The sequence below is a fragment of the Gilliamella sp. CG35 genome (assembly GCF_046635745.1).
In the GTDB taxonomy this organism is placed as follows: domain Bacteria; phylum Pseudomonadota; class Gammaproteobacteria; order Enterobacterales; family Orbaceae; genus Gilliamella; species Gilliamella apicola_I.
Map to the genome: position 1 here is coordinate 91,175 of NZ_JBIDFH010000006.1, position 20,455 is coordinate 111,629.

20 protein-coding genes are annotated in these 20,455 nt (G+C 34.0%); 14 read left to right on the top strand and 6 right to left on the bottom strand.

Annotation, left to right across the window (positions count from 1 at the left end; translation table 11 throughout):
- Nucleotides 1–25 precede the first annotated feature (25 nt).
- From nfo to ACGH4F_RS04330, 3 genes are all read left to right on the top strand, one after another.
- Nucleotides 26–874: a deoxyribonuclease IV gene (nfo, locus tag ACGH4F_RS04320; protein WP_411590136.1), complete on the top strand. Its 849-nt coding sequence runs from the start codon at nt 26–28 to the stop codon at nt 872–874.
- A 317-nt stretch (nt 875–1,191) separates the two neighbouring features.
- Nucleotides 1,192–2,199, top strand: coding sequence for a hypothetical protein (locus tag ACGH4F_RS04325; RefSeq protein WP_411590137.1), 1,008 nt, complete (start codon nt 1,192–1,194; stop codon nt 2,197–2,199).
- 563 nt (nt 2,200–2,762) lie between these two features.
- On the top strand, nt 2,763–3,350 hold the full coding sequence (locus tag ACGH4F_RS04330; protein WP_411590139.1) for a hypothetical protein: 588 nt from the start codon (nt 2,763–2,765) through the stop codon (nt 3,348–3,350).
- A 107-nt stretch (nt 3,351–3,457) separates the two neighbouring features.
- On the opposite strand, the gene yccS is transcribed toward ACGH4F_RS04330, so the two are convergent.
- Nucleotides 3,458–5,602: a YccS family putative transporter gene (gene yccS / locus ACGH4F_RS04335; protein ID WP_411590141.1), complete on the bottom strand. Its 2,145-nt coding sequence runs from the start codon at nt 5,600–5,602 to the stop codon at nt 3,458–3,460.
- A 455-nt stretch (nt 5,603–6,057) separates the two neighbouring features.
- On the opposite strand from yccS, the gene ACGH4F_RS04340 reads away from it, so the two are divergent.
- Nucleotides 6,058–6,384, top strand: coding sequence for a Grx4 family monothiol glutaredoxin (locus tag ACGH4F_RS04340; RefSeq protein ID WP_065558000.1), 327 nt, complete (start codon nt 6,058–6,060; stop codon nt 6,382–6,384).
- A gap of 41 nt (nt 6,385–6,425) precedes the next feature.
- On the opposite strand, the gene rnt is transcribed toward ACGH4F_RS04340, so the two are convergent.
- Together rnt and ACGH4F_RS04350 are read right to left on the bottom strand one after the other, a co-directional pair.
- The gene (rnt, locus tag ACGH4F_RS04345) at nt 6,426–7,109 is read right to left on the bottom strand and encodes a ribonuclease T (protein ID WP_267349667.1); all 684 of its coding nucleotides are present in this window, start codon (nt 7,107–7,109) and stop codon (nt 6,426–6,428) included.
- Between the two features lie 106 nt (nt 7,110–7,215).
- Entirely contained in the window at nt 7,216–7,968 is a 753-nt protein-coding gene (locus tag ACGH4F_RS04350; protein WP_267349666.1) for a hypothetical protein, read from the bottom strand.
- A gap of 371 nt (nt 7,969–8,339) precedes the next feature.
- On the opposite strand from ACGH4F_RS04350, the gene ACGH4F_RS04355 reads away from it, so the two are divergent.
- The 7 genes from ACGH4F_RS04355 to cysZ all read left to right on the top strand — a co-directional run bounded on the left by ACGH4F_RS04355 (nt 8,340) and on the right by cysZ (nt 15,079).
- Complete coding sequence (locus ACGH4F_RS04355) at nt 8,340–9,098, top strand: Nif3-like dinuclear metal center hexameric protein (RefSeq protein ID WP_267380093.1); 759 nt, start codon at nt 8,340–8,342, stop codon at nt 9,096–9,098.
- 95 nt (nt 9,099–9,193) lie between these two features.
- On the top strand, nt 9,194–10,072 hold the full coding sequence (gene dapA / locus ACGH4F_RS04360; protein ID WP_267360616.1) for a 4-hydroxy-tetrahydrodipicolinate synthase: 879 nt from the start codon (nt 9,194–9,196) through the stop codon (nt 10,070–10,072).
- Between the two features lie 35 nt (nt 10,073–10,107).
- A complete protein-coding gene (gene bamC, locus ACGH4F_RS04365) occupies nt 10,108–10,824 on the top strand; it encodes an outer membrane protein assembly factor BamC (protein ID WP_411590143.1) in 717 nt (238 codons plus the stop codon).
- A 258-nt stretch (nt 10,825–11,082) separates the two neighbouring features.
- A complete protein-coding gene (purC, locus tag ACGH4F_RS04370; RefSeq protein WP_267349659.1) occupies nt 11,083–11,793 on the top strand; it encodes a phosphoribosylaminoimidazolesuccinocarboxamide synthase in 711 nt (236 codons plus the stop codon).
- A complete protein-coding gene (locus ACGH4F_RS04375; protein ID WP_267349657.1) occupies nt 11,793–12,248 on the top strand; it encodes a DUF441 domain-containing protein in 456 nt (151 codons plus the stop codon). Before purC ends, ACGH4F_RS04375 begins: the two co-directional genes overlap by 1 nt.
- A 3-nt stretch (nt 12,249–12,251) precedes the next feature.
- Complete coding sequence (locus ACGH4F_RS04380; protein WP_411590144.1) at nt 12,252–14,195, top strand: tRNA(Met) cytidine acetyltransferase TmcA; 1,944 nt, start codon at nt 12,252–12,254, stop codon at nt 14,193–14,195.
- A 113-nt stretch (nt 14,196–14,308) separates the two neighbouring features.
- The gene (gene cysZ, locus ACGH4F_RS04385; protein ID WP_411590154.1) at nt 14,309–15,079 is read left to right on the top strand and encodes a sulfate transporter CysZ; all 771 of its coding nucleotides are present in this window, start codon (nt 14,309–14,311) and stop codon (nt 15,077–15,079) included.
- A 32-nt stretch (nt 15,080–15,111) separates the two neighbouring features.
- On the opposite strand, the gene ACGH4F_RS04390 is transcribed toward cysZ, so the two are convergent.
- The 3 genes from ACGH4F_RS04390 to ACGH4F_RS04400 form a co-directional block, all read right to left on the bottom strand.
- A complete protein-coding gene (locus ACGH4F_RS04390; RefSeq protein WP_267349651.1) occupies nt 15,112–15,303 on the bottom strand; it encodes a hypothetical protein in 192 nt (63 codons plus the stop codon).
- Between the two features lie 125 nt (nt 15,304–15,428).
- Nucleotides 15,429–16,565, bottom strand: coding sequence for a succinyl-diaminopimelate desuccinylase (gene dapE, locus ACGH4F_RS04395; protein WP_267349650.1), 1,137 nt, complete (start codon nt 16,563–16,565; stop codon nt 15,429–15,431).
- 13 nt (nt 16,566–16,578) lie between these two features.
- On the bottom strand, nt 16,579–16,935 hold the full coding sequence (locus tag ACGH4F_RS04400) for an ArsC family reductase (protein ID WP_411590145.1): 357 nt from the start codon (nt 16,933–16,935) through the stop codon (nt 16,579–16,581).
- Between the two features lie 353 nt (nt 16,936–17,288).
- Here ACGH4F_RS04400 and ACGH4F_RS04405 point away from each other — a divergent pair, with 353 nt between their 5' ends.
- From ACGH4F_RS04405 to ACGH4F_RS04415, 3 genes are all read left to right on the top strand, one after another.
- A complete protein-coding gene (locus ACGH4F_RS04405; RefSeq protein ID WP_267349646.1) occupies nt 17,289–17,531 on the top strand; it encodes a ferrous iron transport protein A in 243 nt (80 codons plus the stop codon).
- A complete protein-coding gene (feoB, locus tag ACGH4F_RS04410; RefSeq protein ID WP_411590146.1) occupies nt 17,528–19,849 on the top strand; it encodes a Fe(2+) transporter permease subunit FeoB in 2,322 nt (773 codons plus the stop codon). Before ACGH4F_RS04405 ends, feoB begins: the two co-directional genes overlap by 4 nt.
- Before the next feature lie 71 nt (nt 19,850–19,920).
- Nucleotides 19,921–20,151, top strand: coding sequence for a FeoC-like transcriptional regulator (locus ACGH4F_RS04415; protein WP_267349643.1), 231 nt, complete (start codon nt 19,921–19,923; stop codon nt 20,149–20,151).
- The last annotated feature ends 304 nt before the right edge of the window (nt 20,152–20,455 follow it).

The following is a 20,455-nucleotide window of genomic DNA, read 5'->3' on the forward strand; positions in this document are numbered from 1 at the left end:
AACACAATTATCAGGATTCAAAAGTATGAAATATGTTGGCGCGCATGTGAGCGCTTCCGGTGGGGTTGATAACGCCCCAATCAATGCTTATCAAATTGGCGCAACTGCTTTTGCGCTATTCACCAAAAATCAACGTCAATGGCATGCAAAGCCACTTGAAAGCGCCATGATTGATAGCTTTAAAAAGCGCTGTGAAAAATACGGCTTTACTAGTAAACAGATATTGCCACATGATAGTTATCTTATCAATTTAGGTCATCCGGATAGTGAACAACTTGAAAAATCACGCACCGCCTTTTTAGATGAAATGCAGCGTTGTGAGCAACTCGGATTAACGTTACTTAATTTCCACCCGGGTAGTCATTTAAAACAGATATCTGTTGATGAATGCCTTAGCCGTATTGCTCAATCTATTAATATTACGTTAGATAAAACTAACAATGTGGTTGCCGTAATTGAAAATACCGCAGGTCAAGGCTCTAATTTAGGTTATAAATTTGAACATTTGGCACAAATTATTGACCAAGTGGAAGATAAAACTCGAGTTGGTGTCTGTATTGATACTTGTCACGCCTTTGCTGCCGGTTATGATTTACGTACTGAAAAAGCCTGTCAAGAAACGTTCGCCGAATTTGAAAAAATTGTTGGTTTTGAATATTTACGAGGCATGCATTTAAACGATGCCAAAAGTGAACTTGCCAGCCATGTTGACCGCCATAATAGTTTAGGAAAAGGGAACATTGGTGAAACGGCTTTTAAATATATTATGCAAGATCCAAGAATTGATGAAATCCCGCTGATTCTCGAAACTATCGATCCGGATATTTGGTCACAAGAAATTGCATGGCTAAAAGCACAGAGTAAAGAAAATTAAATTAAAAAATACCAATGGGGAGAGCAACTATTTAAAGATTTACCTTTAATGGTATTTTGCTTTGAATAGTTCGCATTTAGCTGTGAAGACTTCGATTTTATTTCCCTTACAATGACGAAATAACACCAAAGGGGATAATCGCCATTAAATGGTACTTTCAAGACATTATCTGGTTGGAATTTAAACAAAGTACATTGGTATTTGAAAGAATTACAATAACAATAAAGGTAATAGGAAGGCACGCTCAGTGTGCTAAAACAGTGAATCAGACAACCAGTAGCCTAACGTTGTCTTATAAAAAGTGCATAGGAAATAAAATGAAAAAGCAGTTATATTTATTATTGATGAGTTTTATCACATTGTTATTACTCAGCAATTGCAGCACCAACACCAATTCGGATAAATCTGAAACATCTGGATCGAACATAGAAGTAATAAAAGATGTCGAGATATATTATGTGGAGAGCGTCGAATATCTCGACCCTGATAGTATATTTTTTCATGTATCGTTATCGGAAACTTTACCGCCCGATGCTGACAAGAAAATACTACCTGCCAATCTAACCCCAAAAAAATATACATTAACCGACAAAGAACGTAAATTGTTTATGAAAATGGCAGGGATTGCAGAAGATGCGTATTTCTGGATTTATGATTACACAAACAATCAGCTCTACTCCTATCCAATTTTATCTATGGAAGCAACGGCGATATTAGATTCTTATAGATCCGATCGTTCGCCTCCTTATGATACGGAAGATTATCGAATTGGATTCGACTTACCGCAAGATTTATTGCCAAGGTTTCGTTCAAATTATGATTTATTCGTTTCTATAACAAAAGACAATCCTTTTGCACAAGAACAACTTACACCACTTGACTGGCGGTTAATTCCAAATGCAAATTATCCTGATACAGGACCAGATAAATTATCAAATAGAAATTATGGAAATCTCCCGAAGTATCTAAAAAGTTACATGGCCAATGCGAATAATATGACTTTTTATGTTCAGGATTATGTAGATGAAAAAGAGCCACAACGACGGGATATTTATAAAATTTTTGAAAGAGAGCTTCTAGTTGTAGATAACGAAGGAAACACTCTTTTTAAAAGGCGTATGTATCAAGGTGAAGGTATGTCATTAGTTGGATTAAACAATTACCATGATTATGAAAATGAAAAATTCCAATGGGCAGGACAACTATTCAAAGATTTACCCCCAGTGGTATTTGGTTTTCAATGGTTTTCATTTGGTTGTGAAGGTCTCGATTTTATCGCACCCTACAGGGACGGTATAGAATTTAAATGTGATAATCGCCATTAAATGGTACTTTCAAGACATTATCTGGTTGGAATTTAAACAAAGTACATTGGTATTTGAAAGAATTACAATAACAATAAAGGTAATAGGAAGGCACGCTCAGTGTGCTAAAACCGTGAGCTCGACAACCAGTAACAATAATTTGTCTTAATAAACGGCATTGGCAGTGAAATAAAAATAATAATCACTAAGATTTTATTGGATATGGCATAACGCATTATTAAATTGATGTAATACACTTAAAACATTTAATGATCATATAAATTTAAAAATTATGGTCATAATATATTGAAAAAAATCATTAAATCAGTAAGATATTTTTTGAACTGAAAAGGTAAAAATATACAATAGCGAAAATTTACAATTCAGTTTTTTTGATTTTTTTTGAGTTGTTGTTACATAAATAAGAGTATAATTGCCTAAAAATAAATACAATAGTTATTGGTATCAAAAAGTTTTTTTCTATGTTCATTAGATTGTATTGTATTTAGACAGATTAATCATAATATAAAAACATTATAGTTTAACCCTATACGCTTAAATATTCTTAAAATCAAGGATGTAGTATGAGTTATATTCAAAAATTATTTAGAAACATTGGTATTTTAGTTGTTGTTACACTATTAAATTTTGTTTGTTATGCAATAGCTGACCCGGCATCAAATCTATCTGATAATAAACAAATAGCCAAAAATGTTGAAGTACGTGAGTTAAACTATATTGATTACTTGAAAGAAAAAAAACGTTTTGCCTTTATCCCTGTCACTGATGATTTACTTAAACATGGTGGTCGTTCAATAGAAGCTTTTTTCTTAAGTCATGCAGAGCAAAATCATACCGATCCGGTAAGTGCAGAATACAAAAAAAAATATTACCGTATTGAAGGTAAAGACTATGAAATATTTATAGCTAAATCAGGCTTATCAAATTCAGATTTTGTCTTCGTGTTTGATAAAGATTCGAAACAACTTAAGTCATTTGCATTAAATGAGTTGAATGCTATAGCAATAATTAGCCCTGATCACTCTATTAAAGATAGTGGTCCTTATTTTGAATCCGATTTTTTATTTGGATTTGAAATTGATGCTGATAAATTAAAGGATTTTACCAATCCATTAGTTTACATTGGTAAAGAAAATCCATTTATTCATTAAAATTACCTTGAAGCATTCCAAAAATTTTTATTAGATGTTTGATAATATAATTAATTGTATTGACCAGATTCATTAATGATCCTCAAACATCTAAATTTTCTAAGCAATCAGTTTGTTGGTTCTTCTAACTCCACTACTAAATGAATGAATTCTGGCAAAATGTCTAATATTAATGCCAGTTGCTGCAAAACCAAAATATCATTGGTGTTTTGCTCGTCATTAATGGAAATGGTTTCAATATAATTTGAAATCATTTTTTTCATGACTTGTTCATTTTCATCGATTTTTTTATCGTTTAAAAGATTGATGATATAGACTGCTAGATCATCAAATAGATCCAATGTATGTTGAGAAATGATTTTATCTCGGTGCGAACCTAATGTTGAAAGATAGCTGATTAAAGTGTGATTAAGCGTTAATAAACGAAAACCCTGTTCAATCACGTTTCGATTTACATGAGGTTCTTTTGTCATCAGACTAATCAATGTCGATAGGTCAGCATTACTATCGTGGGCGGCGCGTCTTGCTAATCGATATTTTGGGTCATTGGTTTTACCAGTTAAATATTGACTTCCAATAAGCGCCAGATAGTGACTATCATCATGGCAAACGCGATCAATTAGTTTGGTTAAATTTCTAAACTTCCAGTCTGGCCAAATAAAGCTAACAGCAAACCATGCAATAAAACAGCCTATCAGTGTTGCAATAATTCGTAGGATAGCAACTTCTACACTGTTTTCGCCAATTAAACTGAAACTAAAAAAGACTAATAATGTAATAAATGCGGTAGCGTAAGCATATTGAGAATTTTTAAATAAGAAAAATAGCCAACCAGTTATGATGATTAAAATTAACTGTTCAATGATGCTTGGAAATAGATAGGTTAACGGAATGCCGACAATAATACCTAAGATAGTACCAAGAATACGTAATTTTAGTCGATATTTAGTCGTTGAATAGTTTGGTTGACAAACAAAAAGACTGGTAAGGATAATCCAATAACCATGAGAAAGATTAGAAAAATAGATGATGATATAGCCAACAAACAGGACAATACTCATACGTATTGCATGACGAAAAAGGGAAGACTTGAGAGTTAAATTATGCTTAATTTTAGCAAAAATATCATGGAAACTTGTAAGTTCCTCATCAATTAATTCATTATTTTCTTTGTCTTTTGAAAGATGTTGTTCATTATCAATATTTGCTAATAATAAGTCGATAGATAACAAATTTTGATAAAGATTTTGTAGTGATTTAACCAGTAAGGCTTCCGTTTTATTTTTAGCTTGATAATGGGCAATAGCTTCTTCTAAATATGAAAAATGACGAGCAAATAATGAATCATGCTGATAAGTTTGATTCATTTTAATGGAAACGGCTAATTTGGCACATGCTTTTGCTTGTAAATTCAAAATTCGTGCAAAGCGAAATAAAATATCACTATGTTTAAAATGTTGACTTAGCGCTTGATAATCACCATGTGAAGAGCTTGCTCGCTCATGAATATCTTGAGCAACAAAGTAATAACTAAGCATTTTCTTCACATATGATTGACCTTGATAAGCTTTTAATCGATTAAAAAGAGCGTGTTTAGCTTGATTAAACACATTAATTACTTGATTGTTACATTCGGTTAATTCTAATGTTTGACTTTTAAATTCATGAGTTTCATCCGGATCAAACATCGCCGCTTTAGCATCAAGGTAATGACTTAATTTAACAAAACAAGTTGAAATAGTCTGTTGGGTCGTTCGAATCGGCTGAATAAGAGATTCAATCAAAGAGACAATGTTATACCATAAAGCGCCGAGTAATAAATAACAAGGTAGCGTGTAATTATCATCAAATAAATTATGCCCTAACATGGTATAGGCTGCGATCAATAACGATCCAAAAGCAATCACACCATAACGTTGACCCAAAGAACCAAGCATAATGAAGATAAATGTTGAACTCATTAATCCTATAATAAAAAGAAGAGGAATATTAAATAATAGCTCGACAGAAAAGGTAGCAATTGCAAAACACACTAACGTTAATAAAATATTTATACATCGACTTAGTAAACGTGTATCAATTTCGGATAATCCCGCAGCCACAACACCCAGTGTTAAAGGAATGACATACGACACATAGCCTAAGTACCAAGGAACCAAGGTTGAACCTGTTAAACTGATTAACATACGAATACTAAAAAGTAGATTACTACTATAAAAGACTTTACGTAAAGTTAAGATTATTGGATGCACGATGTTTTTTGAATTGAATGTTAGTTACTGTAAATGTAAGTAGCATACTATATTGTGTCAATTTGTAAAAGGGCTGAGGCAACTTGCTAAAACTAATGTTTTGATTATTTGTGTTAACTAAAGTTAAATTAAAATATATCATTGACACAAAAGTCATTGCTAAGTGAGATCTCGTTATTAATGAATGCATTTATTACACTAATAGGTTAAGCCTTTTATTTATTTGTTTGGCTTCTTTTAATGCAAAATAAAACCATGTTACTTACTGAATTTAAAGTAATTTATCTGCTCATGTCCCGATTGATTACTGACTTAACTTATCTACTAATGACGTAATTTAAGGTTATCATTACGTCAACTAAATGGGTAAGAGTATAACTCGCCTTATTTCTAAGTTAAAATACGACGTAAAGTAGATATTAAATAACAAGGAATAAATCGTTATGACAACTGAAATGACAACACTTGATAAGATAAAAAAACAAATTGCAGAAAATCCTATCATTCTGTATATGAAAGGCTCGCCTAAATTACCGAGTTGTGGTTTTTCAGCACAAGCAGTACAAGTATTATCTCAATGTGGTGAGCCTTTTGCGTACGTCGATATTTTACAAAATCCCGATATTCGTGCTGAATTACCAAACTATGCAAATTGGCCTACTTTTCCACAGTTATGGGTTGAAGGTGAACTAGTAGGGGGATGTGATATTATGATCGAAATGTTCCAAACTGGTGAACTGCAAACATTAATAAAACAGACAGCTGAAAAACATAAAGCTTAAAAATAGACACATTATTTAAATAAGAGAGTTTAATTACTCTCTTAAATCTCTTGAACTTCTTCATCTATTGAACTTGGCTCGAGTTGAGGCAATGGCCAGCCTCCTAATCGCTTAAATCGATTCACTATTTCACAAAATAAAATAGCGGTTTTTTCGGTATCATAAAGTGCAGAGTGGGCTAACTTGTGATCAAAAGGAATGCGAGCAAGTTCACATGCTTTTGCTAGAACGGTATGCCCAAACACTAAACCACTCAGTGCTGCAGTATCAAAAGTAGCAAAAGGGTGAAACGGATTACGTTTAATATTGGCTCGTTCTGCTGCTGCCATTAAAAAACTATGGTCAAAGTTTGCATTATGCGCAACCATAACAGCACGATTGCAATCGTTTGCTTTAATTCCCGATCTAACCATTTTAAATATCGCTTCAAGCGCCATTTTTTCGTCAACAGCTTGTCTTAATGGATTGTCGATATCAATACCATTAAAAGCTAAGGCACTCGGTTCTAAAATTGAGTTTTCAAATGGATTGACATGAAAATGAAGGGTTTGGTCTGGAATCAGCCATCCCTCTTCAGTCATTTGTAGTGTGATTGCCGCAATTTCTAGAATAGCGTTAAGTTTTGGGTCAAATCCTGATGTTTCTATATCTATTACAACAGGATAAAAACCACGGAAGCGTTCACATAATTTAGCATTTGGCACAATAGTTGTCTTATTTAGCATAAAATAAAATTATTATGCCAGTTTTTACCGTATTCGCCTAGTTTTACCTTCGATTCAGCACTGTTGAACTCGAAAAAAAATATACTAAATAAAAACACTAAAAACGCTATCTGTATAATTTTTGTTTAGATTGTTCAATTGATTTTATCCAAGTCTGATTAATACGTTTAGCATGTTTAGGCATGTGTTTTAAGCGTAGTTCAATTTTTTGTAAAACTTCTTTAGCGAGTGAAAATTGCTGCCACTCAATTAAGGTTTGTAAATAGTATGAAGCGGCTTCTAAACTTGGATAATAACTGATTAATGCATTAAATTCTTCTTGAGCTTCTTTTTTTAAATCAAGTCCAATTAAGATTTTGGTATAAAGTAAATGTCCTTCATCAGAACGATAAGTTGGATTTTTATCTCTTAGATAATCCAAAGTTTCTTTTGCCTTTTTGTACTGTTCAACTTGATAGAGTGCGTAAGCATATTGTAATAAAATATCTGGTGCTGATTCATAGATCCCAGTTAATGCTTCTTGATAATAAATTAACGCTTCATGAGCTCTATCATTATCAACGAGTGCTTTAGCTAAACAGACTTTTGCTTCAACAGTGGGCGAAATTTCATAATTACTTAAAGCTTCGCGAAGTTCACGTTGCGGATCTAACGCTTTTAATAATTTTGATTCAATTTGATATCCCACTGAGGTTTGTCTAAAATCGGGTAGAAATATGACTAAAAAGTAAATCAAACTACCAATAAAAGGAAAAAGGAACAATATAGACAGCCAAAATCGTTCTTGCTCTGTTTTAATTACATGAACAGCAAAAAATAGAGCGATAATTGTACTGAATCCTATACCTAAAAATGGCAAAACATATACCTCATTGAATATAAACCGACGTAATGTATCATTTAGCTAAAACTTAATAAATAATAGAAAAGAACAAATTTGTTAATTTGTTTAACTCCGTGTTTTTACGCATCCAAAAATCATTTTAAAACAGGATGTTATTTATTGACCTTCTGTAAACATGAAAGAATTTATTTAAAATTTCACCATTAATATCACTATATCGAATCGTTACGTGAGATAATTTATAATAGTTTATACTTAATCATATAGGCTGGTTTATAAAAAAATTGCCAATATTTCGATTATAATAATTTCGAGATTCATTAAAGGATTTTATTAAAAAATTCATATTGTTCTTTAAAAAGTCATTAAAAATACGAGAGGAAAACGTGCAAAATTTTGAACTTCAACAAATTATTAATCATGAATTACAAGTTGAACGCTACCGTGACTATGCACCTAATGGTTTACAAGTACAAGGACGTAAGCAAATAAAAAAAGTGATAACTGGGGTGACCGCATGTCAACGTTTATTAGATGAAGCCGTTAAATTAGATGCTGATGCGATTTTAGTTCATCATGGCTTTTTTTGGAAAAATGAACCACTAACGATAACAGGAATTAAATATAAACGCTTGCAAACATTGCTTTCAAATAATATTAATTTATTTGCGTATCATTTGCCTTTAGATGGACATCCTGTTATCGGCAATAATGCATTACTTGCGGATTTATTCAATATCGAAGTGGATAAACGTGAGGATATAACCGATTTGTTATTTAAAGGGACACTCATTGAACCGACCACATCACTGCAATTTAAGCAAAAACTTGAACAAGTTTTGCATCATCGTTCACGAGAAATATTATTTTGTGGCGATAATGCTCCTCAAATAATTAAACGAATTGCGTGGTGTAGTGGTGGTGGTCAAGACTTTATAGAAGCAGCAGCAGAACAAGGATTTGATGCTTTTTTCACAGGTGAAGTTTCTGAACGTACCATTCATATTGCTCGAGAATATGGAATTAATTTTTATGCAGCAGGGCACCATGCCACTGAACGTTACGGAATCAAAAAACTTGGTGAATGGCTAGCCAAGCAATATGACCTTGAAACTATTTTTATTGATATTGATAATCCTGCATAACAAAAGTTGAATTTAAATAAGAAATATCGCATACTTGTCGGTAGATTTTTTATTCTTGAAGTTGGTTATCAATAAATAATATGAGAGGTCATTTTATGTTTACAGGAAGTCTGGTCGCCCTTGTTACTCCAATGGATACAAAAGGAAATGTAGACCAAGTAAGCTTAAAAAAATTGGTCGAATATCATATTGCCAATGGCACATCGGCAATTGTTTCTGTTGGTACCACTGGCGAATCAGCAACGCTCGATCATCATGAGCATATCGATGTAATTAAAAGAACGATCGAATATGCAGATGGAAAAATAAATGTCATTGCTGGAACTGGCTCAAATGCGACTAAAGAAGCAATTGAATTAACTAACCGTGTTGAAAATATTGGTGTAGTTGGCTGTTTAACCGTTGCGCCATATTATAATAAACCAACTCAAGAAGGTCTTTATCAACATTTTAAAGCAATTGCGGAAAATACAGCTTTACCCCAAATAATCTATAATGTCCCGGGTCGTACTTGCAGTGATATTAAGCCAGAAACAGTTGGACGATTATCTAAAATAAAAAATATTGTTGCATTGAAAGATGCAACAGGAGATTTATCAAGAGTTTATAAAACTCGTAAACTTGTTGGTAGTGAATTTAAATTATTAAGTGGTGATGATGCGACTTTCTTAGATTTCATGATTTTAGGTGGTGACGGTGTGATTTCCGTGACAGCGAATGTAGCTGCCAAACAGGTTGCAACAATTTGTGAGCTTGCAACGAAAAATCAAATTCAAGAAGCTCGAAAGCTGAATGATACGTTATCAGCACTACATAGTAGCTTATTTATTGAGCCTAACCCAACTCCAGCAAAATGGGCTTGCACAAAATTGGGTCTAATGGCGAACGATACGATCCGTTTGCCGCTGGTTTCACTTACAGATGCTTCTGTGTCTGTGGTTGAAAAAGCTCTTAAAGATGCGAATTTACTCTAATTTATGTATAACCAATAATTTATAAGCAGATATCTATGTTTAATAAAACTATGTTAAAAAACAAAGCGATTAAAAACACAATGGTGATGACAGCCATTGCATCTTTATTTTTGGTTGGTTGTGGTAGCGATCAAAATTATAAACGAGAAGTTGATGGGAACGAAGATTATTTGAATTCGCCAGTTTTGAAACCGCTAACTGTCCCTCAGGGTGTAACGGTACCTGCTGAAAGTTCCGAATATTATATTCATTTTAATAAAAATGAAGGCGCTGTATATGGTAAGCAAGTGGATATTCGGGCACCTATCATTCCTATTCCAACTATTCCTGATTCTTATGCGTCTTATAACTATGGTACCGCTTCATTAAATGCGCCTGCTGATGCGAATGTATGGTCTGTTATCCCAACTGCGCTGAATAAATACAATATTCCGATTAGTAGCAGTGATAATAATGTTATTGTTACGGGCAATGCTTCAATTTTTTCAAGTGATGAAGAGCCGAACATCCAAGCGTCTTATGTCATTCATCGGCAAAATTATCCTGGTACAGAAAATATCATTGTCGAGTTGAAAACATTAGCTCGTGGTACACAAGATATTTCATCTGATTCTATTGAAGTGCAACGGTACGTTGTTCGCTTATTTAATTTAATAATGGATGAGGCTGCACCTAAGTCATCACAAGTGGCGCAAGAACAAACAGATGAAAACGTCGTTGAAGACAAAACCATTCATGAAGATTCAAAATAAAGCAAGACGCTATGAGATATTATTTGTGACAAGTAACATTTTGATAAATAGTTAAGATAATCAGTAGTGAAGAATTTAGTTAATTCTTTTATGTAAAACTGGCTATAGATTGAACTTCACTATTCGAGACGATATAGCAAACAATAGCATCTTATTATTTATTGCATTGGTACAAATACGTGAGTATCGAAAAGTTTAAAACTAAGGAGCGAATAGCTCCTTAATCATTTGTTGGCAATTTGATATAAGGTTAGAACCATGAAAAAGTTGGCTGAGCTTTACCGTGGTAAAGCAAAAACGGTTTATACTACTGAAAATCCCGATCTATTAGTGTTAGAGTTTCGCAATGATACTTCCGCTTTTGATGGCTTACGTATTGAACAATTAGAGCGTAAAGGGCGCGTCAATAATAAATTCAATTATTTTATTATGAATAAACTGCGTGAAGCAGGTATTCCTACTCAAGTTGAAACGCTTTTGTCTGATACAGAAGTCATCGTCAAAAAACTGGATATGGTACCTGTGGAGTGTGTGGTTCGAAATCGTGCCGCAGGTTCTTTGGTCAAACGCTTAGGGGTTGAAGAAGGTAAGGTGTTAAATCCGCCAACATTTGAATTATTCCTAAAAAATGATGCATTGCATGATCCCATGGTTAATGAGTCATATTGTAAAACATTTGGTTGGGCTACTGATGAACAGTTATCAACGATGAAGGCACTAAGCTTTAAAATCAATTCAATTTTGACCGATCTTTTTGATAAAGCAGGATTTATTTTAGTGGACTATAAACTTGAATTTGGATTGTTTAAGGGTGAAATTACGTTAGGTGATGAATTTTCCCCTGACGGTTGTCGATTATGGGAAAAAGAGACCTTAAAAAAAATGGATAAAGATCGTTTTCGCCAAGGGCTTGGCGGTGTCATTGAAGCTTATGAGGAAGTCGCCACCAGAATCGGCGTTGCTTTGTAATGTTTGCTCAATTTGATATCTCCTTTTTTCTTTTACTGGGTTTAGCTGCACTGTGTTATTTAACGCATAATAACACAGTCACTTTTGCCGTATTATTGCTACTATTATTTAAATTAACCCCATTGTCGACCTATTTTCCGTTTTTAAATCAATATGGACTGACAATTGGTATTGTCATTTTAACGGCGGCTATGATGGTTCCGCTTGCCGACGGATCTTTGAGTATCAAAGACATATTAAAATCATTCACAACATGGCAATCAATTTTAGCTATCTTTGTCGGCATACTTGTCTCTTGGCTAGGTACCCGTGGGGTTTCTTTAATTGGCGCACATCCCACCATTGTTAATGGTTTAATCATTGGAACCTTGATTGGTGTTGCCTTTTTCAAAGGTATTCCAGTTGGCCCCCTTATTGCCGCAGGCTTGCTTTCCATATTGATTGGAAAAAGTTAGTCGATGATTAATCTTGATAGCACCAGAACTTTATGGGTGTTGCGTGGTGATGTAACGAAATTATTCAGTCAATTAAGTGACATCATTAAGCAACATAAAGGGGATTGGATCACAATAAGTGATCAAGCTATTTTATCAAATTATGTGCCAAATATCGTATCAATATCTAATACTAAAACCCTTTTAGGACAAGAGTATTTACATGCCATTTTTGATGCAACTCAGTCATTTAATTTAGAAGCATTTGCCATGTTGTCAGGAACGCTTGTAAAAGGAAGCCGATTGATTTTGTTATTGCCTGAAAATTATAATCTTTGGGCAGACAAAGATAGTTTACGTTGGAATGAAAATGCTTATCCAATACCTGTGCCTAATTTTATAAACCATTTACAGCACACTATCTCTAAATTTAACGGTTTCAAAAAAAATAACTTTTCTGAATGTTATTTGACATCGCCTGATTATGATGAACAGCAACACACATTAAAACAAGTGTTAAACAGTGATAAGCCTATCCATGTTATCACGGCAAAACGAGGTAGGGGAAAATCCGCTTTGGCAGGTCAATTCTCTCACTATCGACATTGCATTGTTACGGCTCCTAACAAAAAATCGCTGACCACTTTCTTTCGTTTTGCTAAACCTGATGTTCGTTTTTATGCACCTGATGAATTAATCGAAAAAGGTGTCGATGATTTTGCTGACTATCTTATTATTGATGAAGCAGCCATGATACCTTTGCCAATGCTAAAAAAATTGCTGCAACTCGTGAATTTAGACAAAAGCCGTATTTTACTGACTACTACGGTTGAAGGTTACGAAGGTACCGGACAAGGTTTTTTATTAAAATTATTAAATGATAAACAATGTGATTATTTTCATCTTGAAAAACCAATTCGGTGGAATGGCGATGATCAGTTAGAATATTTTACTGATTGTTTAGTTCTCAATGGATTAATATCAGCAGAAAATCAGCGAATTAATAATACAAAGCCAATTGATTATTCCATAGTAGCGCGTCATGATTTAAGTAGTTTGAAGGAGATCTTTTATTTACTGAAAACAGCCCATTATCAAACTACGTTAGTTGATTTAAGGCGACTTTTAGACGCGACAAATTTGACGATTTGGCAGGCTAAACAGAGTCATAACCTAATTGGTGCAGCCATAACGGTTAAGGAAGGAGATTTACCGGATGACTTAATTGAAGAAATATGGAAGGGTAACCGTAGACCAAAAGGAAATATGGTTGCACAATCTTTGGTAGCCCATGCAGGTGTTAAACAAGCAGCAAAATTAAAATCTGTCAGAATAAATCGCATTGCAGTGATAGCTTCTTATCGAAGACAAAATATTGCAACGCAATTGATACAACATACTTATGAAGCGGCAAAAAAACAACATCAAGATTTTTTATCCGTGAGTTTTGCCTATAGTAGGGAAAATTATCAGTTTTGGTCATCTGTAGGTTTTGTACTTGTACATGTTGGTAGTCGTTTAGAGGCAAGTAGTGGCACATATTCGGTAATGGCAATAAAACCGATTAACCAAAATGGTATAAATTTGGTCAACGTGCTATCCAAAAAGTTACAACGTAACATGATGTGGTTAAAAGAGATCATCGCACTCCCATTTGATGAAATGCTTATTGCTGATACTGATCAGCAATTGACTAAGCAAGATATTATGGAATTATACGGATTTTGTTATTTTCATCGAGCATTCGAAGCAACTTATGCTTCATTATGTCGCTTACAACAATTTAATGATAAGCAAAATAATCGAGTGAAATTATCTGTCTTAGGTGCTTTACTGAAAAATAAAAATCAAGGCAATGCGATCATTCAGCAATTTCAATTGACTGGGCGAAAAGCATTATTAGAAACAATTAAACAAGAGGTTAAGCAATGGTTGAATAGTAACAATGAAGTTATTTATGAAAAATAGCAATGTTGTTTTATTGAAAACCATGCTGATAAGTTAAATTTAGCGTTATTTCATGTTTAAAAGGAACAAGAGTGAAGAGTAATAATGTAGATAAATTAAGATTTAATTCAAATATTAATCATGATCGGCGTAGATCGGGATTTGAATATTTTCTGTTAGGCTGGTCATTAGCATTCAGCCCGAAAATTAGACATTTTGTATTCTTGCCTTTATTGGCGAATATGGTGATTATGTCAGCGCTATTTTATTGGTTTTTTTCCACAATTACAGGCATGGTTGACTGGGGATTATCTTATGTACCGGGGTGGCTTTCTTGGCTTGGCTATATTATTAGTTTTATGGTGATTCTGATTTTAGTCATATTATTTTGTTATTTTTTTAGTACAGTGACTAACTTTATTGCTGCACCGTTTAACGGCTTGCTTGCCGAACAAGTTGAAGCTAAATTAACGGGTATACCTGCACCCGATACTTCTTGGTTAAGTTTAATCAAAGATTTACCTAGAATATTTGGTCGTGAAATTCAAAAATTAATCAATTATGTATTATGGTCTATCCCAATATTATTAACGTATTTTATTCCTGTTATTGGTCAAACAGTCACACCGATAATTTGGTTTTTATTTACTGCATGGCAAATTAATATTCAATACGCTGATTATCCTTTCGATAATCATAAGATTACTTTTCATCGTATGCGTGAGTTACTTAAGCAGGATAAAGTTGATAATTTAGTCTACGGTATTTTAGTTAGTTTTTTTACTATGGTGCCACTATTAAACCTAATTATTATGCCAATTGCAGTTTGTGGCTCAACTGCGATGTGGGTCGATCGTTATCGCCATCAAGCTTTATTTAAAAGTGATATTAACGATATCCGATAGGGAAGAAAGTGATTAATTTTTTTCGAAATTAATCACTTTTTGTTTTTATCCTCACCACTTTTTGGAGTTTGGTTATTCTCCTCATCATCATAAGGTATGGGTTTAATTCCTTTTTTATCAATGTAAGACTTAAAATTAAGCTTATTGAGAGCTTTAATGGCATTAATAAAAATACCTAAGATGAATAATAAAATTACCCACCAATAATCTTTTATCCACTCCATTTTTTTACCTTTGTTGGATGCATGTTAGTGACGTTCGTTTAGTCGAATGTCCAAAGTAGCATTAAATAATCTATTCAAATTTTGTTTGAGCAGATTTAACAAGTTAGATAACTTAGCCAATCTTATTAAACGAGTAATTTTTCCAAAATTCTTTGATAAATTTTTTTCAGTGTGATGATATCCTGACAATTTACATTTTCGTTAATCTTATGGATTGTTTTATTTAATACCCCAAACTCGATAATCTGACAGCCCATTTTTGCAATGAAACGTCCGTCTGATGTTCCGCCACTTGTTGATAATTTTGTCTCAATATTTGTGTACTCTTTTATCGCACTTGCTGTAGCTTGAGTCAGTTCACCTTGCGGCGTTAAAAACGGATGACCTGATAAACGCCAATTTAACGTATAGTTTAATTTATGCTTTTGTAAAAGTTGCTCAACGCGGGTTTTAATTAATTCGTCAGTGAGTTCACTACTGTATCGAAAATTGAACTGCACCGATAGATCACCGGGCACAACGTTTTCAGCTCCTGTGCCTGCCTGAATGTTTGCAATTTGCATAGAGGTTTGCGGAAAATATTGATTGCCATTATCCCAAACCGTATTAACCAGTTCAGCCAATGCAGGGGCAAATCGATGAACAGGATTGTCAACTAAATGAGGGTAGGCGACATGACCTTGCATACCATGAATAATTAAATTTGCTGTCAAAGAACCTCGACGCCCATTTTTAATTTGATCGCCTAAAACCTTATCACAAGAAGGCTCTCCTACAATACAATAGTCTACACGTTCCTGACGTTCAATAAGACGATTAACAACTTTAACTGTTCCATCGGTTGCATCAGCTTCTTCATCAGAGGTAATTAGAAACGCAACACGACCACGGTGATTGGGGTTTGCTTTAACAAAATCTTCAGCAGCACAGATCATTGCTGCGACACCACTTTTCATATCTGATGCGCCACGGCCATAAAGTACACCATGAGTATCAATGGTTGCCTCAAATGGGGGATACAGCCATTGGCTTTCATCGCCAGCAGGCACTACGTCGGTATGACCAGCGAACATAAGTGTTGTTTCTGACGGATCGCCATGATAAGCCCAAAGATTTTTAGTGCGACCAATATTGAATTCTTCAATGATAAAGTTAAGTGATGTTAAGCGCTCGATAAGGATATTTTGACAATTTTTATCATCCGGACTTATCGATTTTTCGGCAATCAATGCTTTGGTTAGTTCAATAACAGGCTCTGTCATAATGATCTCGGTTTTATTGTTGTTGTTTGAAAAATTGCGAATAACTTTCGTCTGAAAATCCGAGTAATACATGCTTACCCTTGATTATTAGCGGTCGTTTTATAATTGAAGGATTGTCCAGCATCAGTTTCATCGCAGCTTGCTCATTGTCAACGTTAGCACGTACTGATTCATCCAATTTACGCCATGTTGTACCCCGTGTATTAAGTAGGCTTTGCCAATCAACCAATTTCAAAATAGTCTGTAATTGTTCAGCTGACAGTCCATCTGTTTTGTAATTGTGAAATTGATACTTGATTTTATTTTCATCAAGCCATGTGAACGCTTTTTTCATTGTACTGCAGTTTTTAATACCGTAAATGGTTAACATAATTCTCATTCCTTAAGCAAAGTATAAAGTCAAATTATATCAGTTGTCTTACCGAATCTCTAATTTTGAATTGGATGAGTAATATAAACATTAATTAAATGAATAATCGAAAGATTAATCGCTTAAATTTAACCTTATTTAGATTCTTTTTGTTTTTCAGAGCAAAACACTTGAAAAAAACATATTAATTCTTATTTTTGACATAAATTTTATTTTTTAAAGTTACTTTTCTATTTTTTTAAATATTAAATATTAATATTGCGAATTATTCGCATTTTAAAACTATTTTTATAGGTGGATATTTTTTAAAATAAGCAGAATAAAACGTGCTAGCATAATTCACAGGAACATTAATGTCAGTATTAACATTAAATCACCTCCCTTTAGGAAATGAGGCGGTTATCTCTCGTCTATTACCTGAATCCTTACCTTTTCGTAGAAAGTTACTGGCAATGGGATTAACTCCAGGCTGTAAAATTTCGATTGTTCGTGTGGCTCCTTTGGGAGACCCACTTCAGATTAAAATACGTGGATTTTTTCTTTGTCTAAGGCATCGTGAAGCAGCAACCATTGAAGTAACGGAGATAAATGAGTGAAAATAGCACTGGTTGGAAATCCAAATTGTGGCAAAACAACACTGTTCAATTTACTGACAGGATCAAAACAGCGAGTCGGTAATTGGCCTGGCGTGACAGTTGAACAAAAATTAGGTTTATTTTCTTACCACCATCACCAATACGAGGTCGTAGATTTACCGGGGACTTATTCTATTGAGTCTGATGCGGTTTCAATGTCGCAAGATGAATGGATAACGCGTGAATTTGTTCTGACAGAAAAAAATAATGTCATTATTAATGTTATTGATGCCAGCAATTTACAGCGAAGCTTATATCTAACATTTCAATTGATTGATCTACAAGTACCGATGATTGTTGTACTCAATATGATTGATACGGTTAAGAATATGGGCGAAAAAATCGATCACCAACGATTATCCGTTTTACTGGGTTGTCCTGTAGTACCTATTTCATCAACCAAAAAATTAGGTATTAATTCATTTTATCAAGCAATTGAAAATAGGGCTGTCAACAAGCAAAAAGCTCAACCTTGCATAGACACGTTAGGGCAATCTCAGCAAAAAATGTTGACTCGTTATATTAGTGAGTTACCAGAAGAAAGTAGTGTTCATCAACTTAATCGCTGGCAATTAATTGAAGCCTTATTAGGACACAACACAGATCAGTTTAATTCACTTGAATTAGAAAAACTTGAAATTTGTCGACAACTCCTTTCGGCATGGTGTGATAATGAAATTGATGTTGCGCTAGCAAGTGCCAGATATGAAACGATTGATCAAGTGTGTAAAAAGGTTATTGCTAAACCTCGAGAATTAAGTCCCGATATTTCAGAAAAGTTCGATAAAATTACGCTTGGACGCTTTACAGGGATACCATTTTTTTTAATTGTGATGTATGCCATGTTTATGGTCGCTATCAATTTTGGTTCGGTATTTATCGATTTTTTTGAAAAATTTTTCGGAACAATTTTTGTCAATGGAACAGCAGGTTTATTACAATTTATTCATGCGCCCGATTGGGTTCGTGTCATATTGTCTGATGGCATAGGCAATGGGATTCAAACTGTTTCAACGTTTATTCCTGTCATTGCCGCGATGTTTTTTGCTTTATCTTTTTTAGAGGATTCCGGTTACTTGGCGCGTGCCGCAATGGTGGTTGATCGGGTTTTACGTTTTATCGGTTTACCGGGTAAAGCTTTCGTGCCCATGTTAATGGGCTTTGGCTGTGGTGTACCAGCAATTATGGGCACGCGTACATTAGAAAGTTCTCGAGATCGTATAATGGCTATCTGCATGATCCCTTTTATGTCTTGTGGGGCAAGATTACCGGTTTATGCATTATTTGCGGTTATATTTTTCCCGCTTCATGCTTCTTTCGTTGTATTTATGTTATATCTGCTAGGTATTGGTGTCGCAGTCCTGTCGGGGATGATTTTAAAAAACACGTTATTAAAAGGTGAGTTAACCCCCTTTATTATGGAGATGCCAGTTTATCGAATTCCAACCCTTCGTAGCATTTTACGCTTAACTTGGCAACGCTTGAAAAGTTTTATTTTTAAAGCCGGAAAAGCGATTGTAATTATGGTGACGATTTTAAGTTTACTCAACTCATGGGGAACAGATAATACCTTTGGACATGAAAATACCAATCAATCGGTATTATCAGTCATAAGCCAAAAAATCACACCAGTTTTTCATCCCATGGGTATCGATAACGAAAATTGGCCTGCAACAGTGGGCATTTTTACGGGAATTTTTGCAAAAGAGTCCATCATTGCGACGTTAAATTCACTTTATTCTATGGATAGTCAACCAGAAGATGATGAACAATCGGATTGGTTTGAAGACATTAAATCGGCTTTTGCCACTATTCCAGATAATTTATTTGCTTTGTCTGAAACGATTACTGACCCTCTTGGATTGTCATCATTAAATGATGATATCGATACTTTACAAACTGATTTAGCGATCAATTCCACTGCTATTTCTAAAATCAAGACATCATTCACGTCTTCGTCAGCCGTAATAGCTTATTTAATATTCATCTTACTTTATACACCATGTACAGCAGTATTAGGGACTATTTATCGTGAAGCAGGGTGGCGCTGGATGATTTTTGTTGCAGTATGGACATTCACAATTGCTTGGTTGGTGGCGACAATCTATTATCAACTTACACAAATTGCCTATTCAAATACTGCAAGTTATTGGTTGTTCGCTTGTGGACTATTGATAACATTGATGATGTTTATTCTGCGCAAAGTGGGGAATAATTCACTCAAGAAAAATAACATATTCAATCATAAAAAATCAAGGAAATCATCATGTTGTGATTGATTTACTTTTATCATTTGATTCTCTGGAGAACAAAGTAGGTAAAACCTATAAGACTAATATAGAAAATGTTAATGACCTCGATTCGTGATTATGTACAATTAAAAGGGCGCGTGGAATTGCAAGATATAGCACGTCATTTTAGATTGCCTGAAAGTGCCCTTATGCCGATACTAAACTTTTGGGTAAAGAAAAAAGTGATGCAACTCATCGTTGTAGAACAACCCGATTTTTGTCAGTCGAAAAAATGTGATAACTGTGCTGGTTGTAATTTTGCGAATAAAACGATTTATGCATGGATTTAGTCAATATTTAATATCATGCATTTTTGTTTTAGGGCTGGTCAATATAGCGTTAACGATTAGCTGAAAAATACTAGATTGATTTTTTATCGAGATATTTTTCATATTGATAAAGTGAATTTCGTGATTTAGGTCACATTAAAAAATCAATTTATAATGTAAAAATAACAAACTGATAGTAGAGATAAACAAGCTATAATTGCTATCACAACTGTGTGAAAATTTTGCTTTTTTGTTATCTATTTCAGGTTATTGTTAAATGTATAAAAACGTTAAAATAACGAGTCGCTAAGTCGTTTTATCACTA

Excerpts from the sequence above, each read along its gene's own strand:
- nfo (WP_411590136.1), top strand. The coding sequence starts at position 26 with ATGAAATATGTTGGCGCGCATGTGAGCGCTTCCGGTGGGGTTGATAAC.
- ACGH4F_RS04325 (WP_411590137.1), top strand. The coding sequence starts at position 1,192 with ATGAAAAAGCAGTTATATTTATTATTGATGAGTTTTATCACATTGTTA.
- ACGH4F_RS04330 (WP_411590139.1), top strand. The coding sequence starts at position 2,763 with ATGAGTTATATTCAAAAATTATTTAGAAACATTGGTATTTTAGTTGTT.
- ACGH4F_RS04340 (WP_065558000.1), top strand. The coding sequence starts at position 6,058 with ATGACAACACTTGATAAGATAAAAAAACAAATTGCAGAAAATCCTATC.
- rnt (WP_267349667.1), bottom strand. The coding sequence starts at position 7,109 with ATGCTAAATAAGACAACTATTGTGCCAAATGCTAAATTATGTGAACGC.
- dapA (WP_267360616.1), top strand. The coding sequence starts at position 9,194 with ATGTTTACAGGAAGTCTGGTCGCCCTTGTTACTCCAATGGATACAAAA.
- bamC (WP_411590143.1), top strand. The coding sequence starts at position 10,108 with ATGTTTAATAAAACTATGTTAAAAAACAAAGCGATTAAAAACACAATG.
- purC (WP_267349659.1), top strand. The coding sequence starts at position 11,083 with ATGAAAAAGTTGGCTGAGCTTTACCGTGGTAAAGCAAAAACGGTTTAT.
- ACGH4F_RS04375 (WP_267349657.1), top strand. The coding sequence starts at position 11,793 with ATGTTTGCTCAATTTGATATCTCCTTTTTTCTTTTACTGGGTTTAGCT.
- ACGH4F_RS04380 (WP_411590144.1), top strand. The coding sequence starts at position 12,252 with ATGATTAATCTTGATAGCACCAGAACTTTATGGGTGTTGCGTGGTGAT.
- ACGH4F_RS04390 (WP_267349651.1), bottom strand. The coding sequence starts at position 15,303 with ATGGAGTGGATAAAAGATTATTGGTGGGTAATTTTATTATTCATCTTA.
- dapE (WP_267349650.1), bottom strand. The coding sequence starts at position 16,565 with ATGACAGAGCCTGTTATTGAACTAACCAAAGCATTGATTGCCGAAAAA.
- ACGH4F_RS04400 (WP_411590145.1), bottom strand. The coding sequence starts at position 16,935 with ATGTTAACCATTTACGGTATTAAAAACTGCAGTACAATGAAAAAAGCG.
- ACGH4F_RS04405 (WP_267349646.1), top strand. The coding sequence starts at position 17,289 with ATGTCAGTATTAACATTAAATCACCTCCCTTTAGGAAATGAGGCGGTT.
- ACGH4F_RS04415 (WP_267349643.1), top strand. The coding sequence starts at position 19,921 with ATGACCTCGATTCGTGATTATGTACAATTAAAAGGGCGCGTGGAATTG.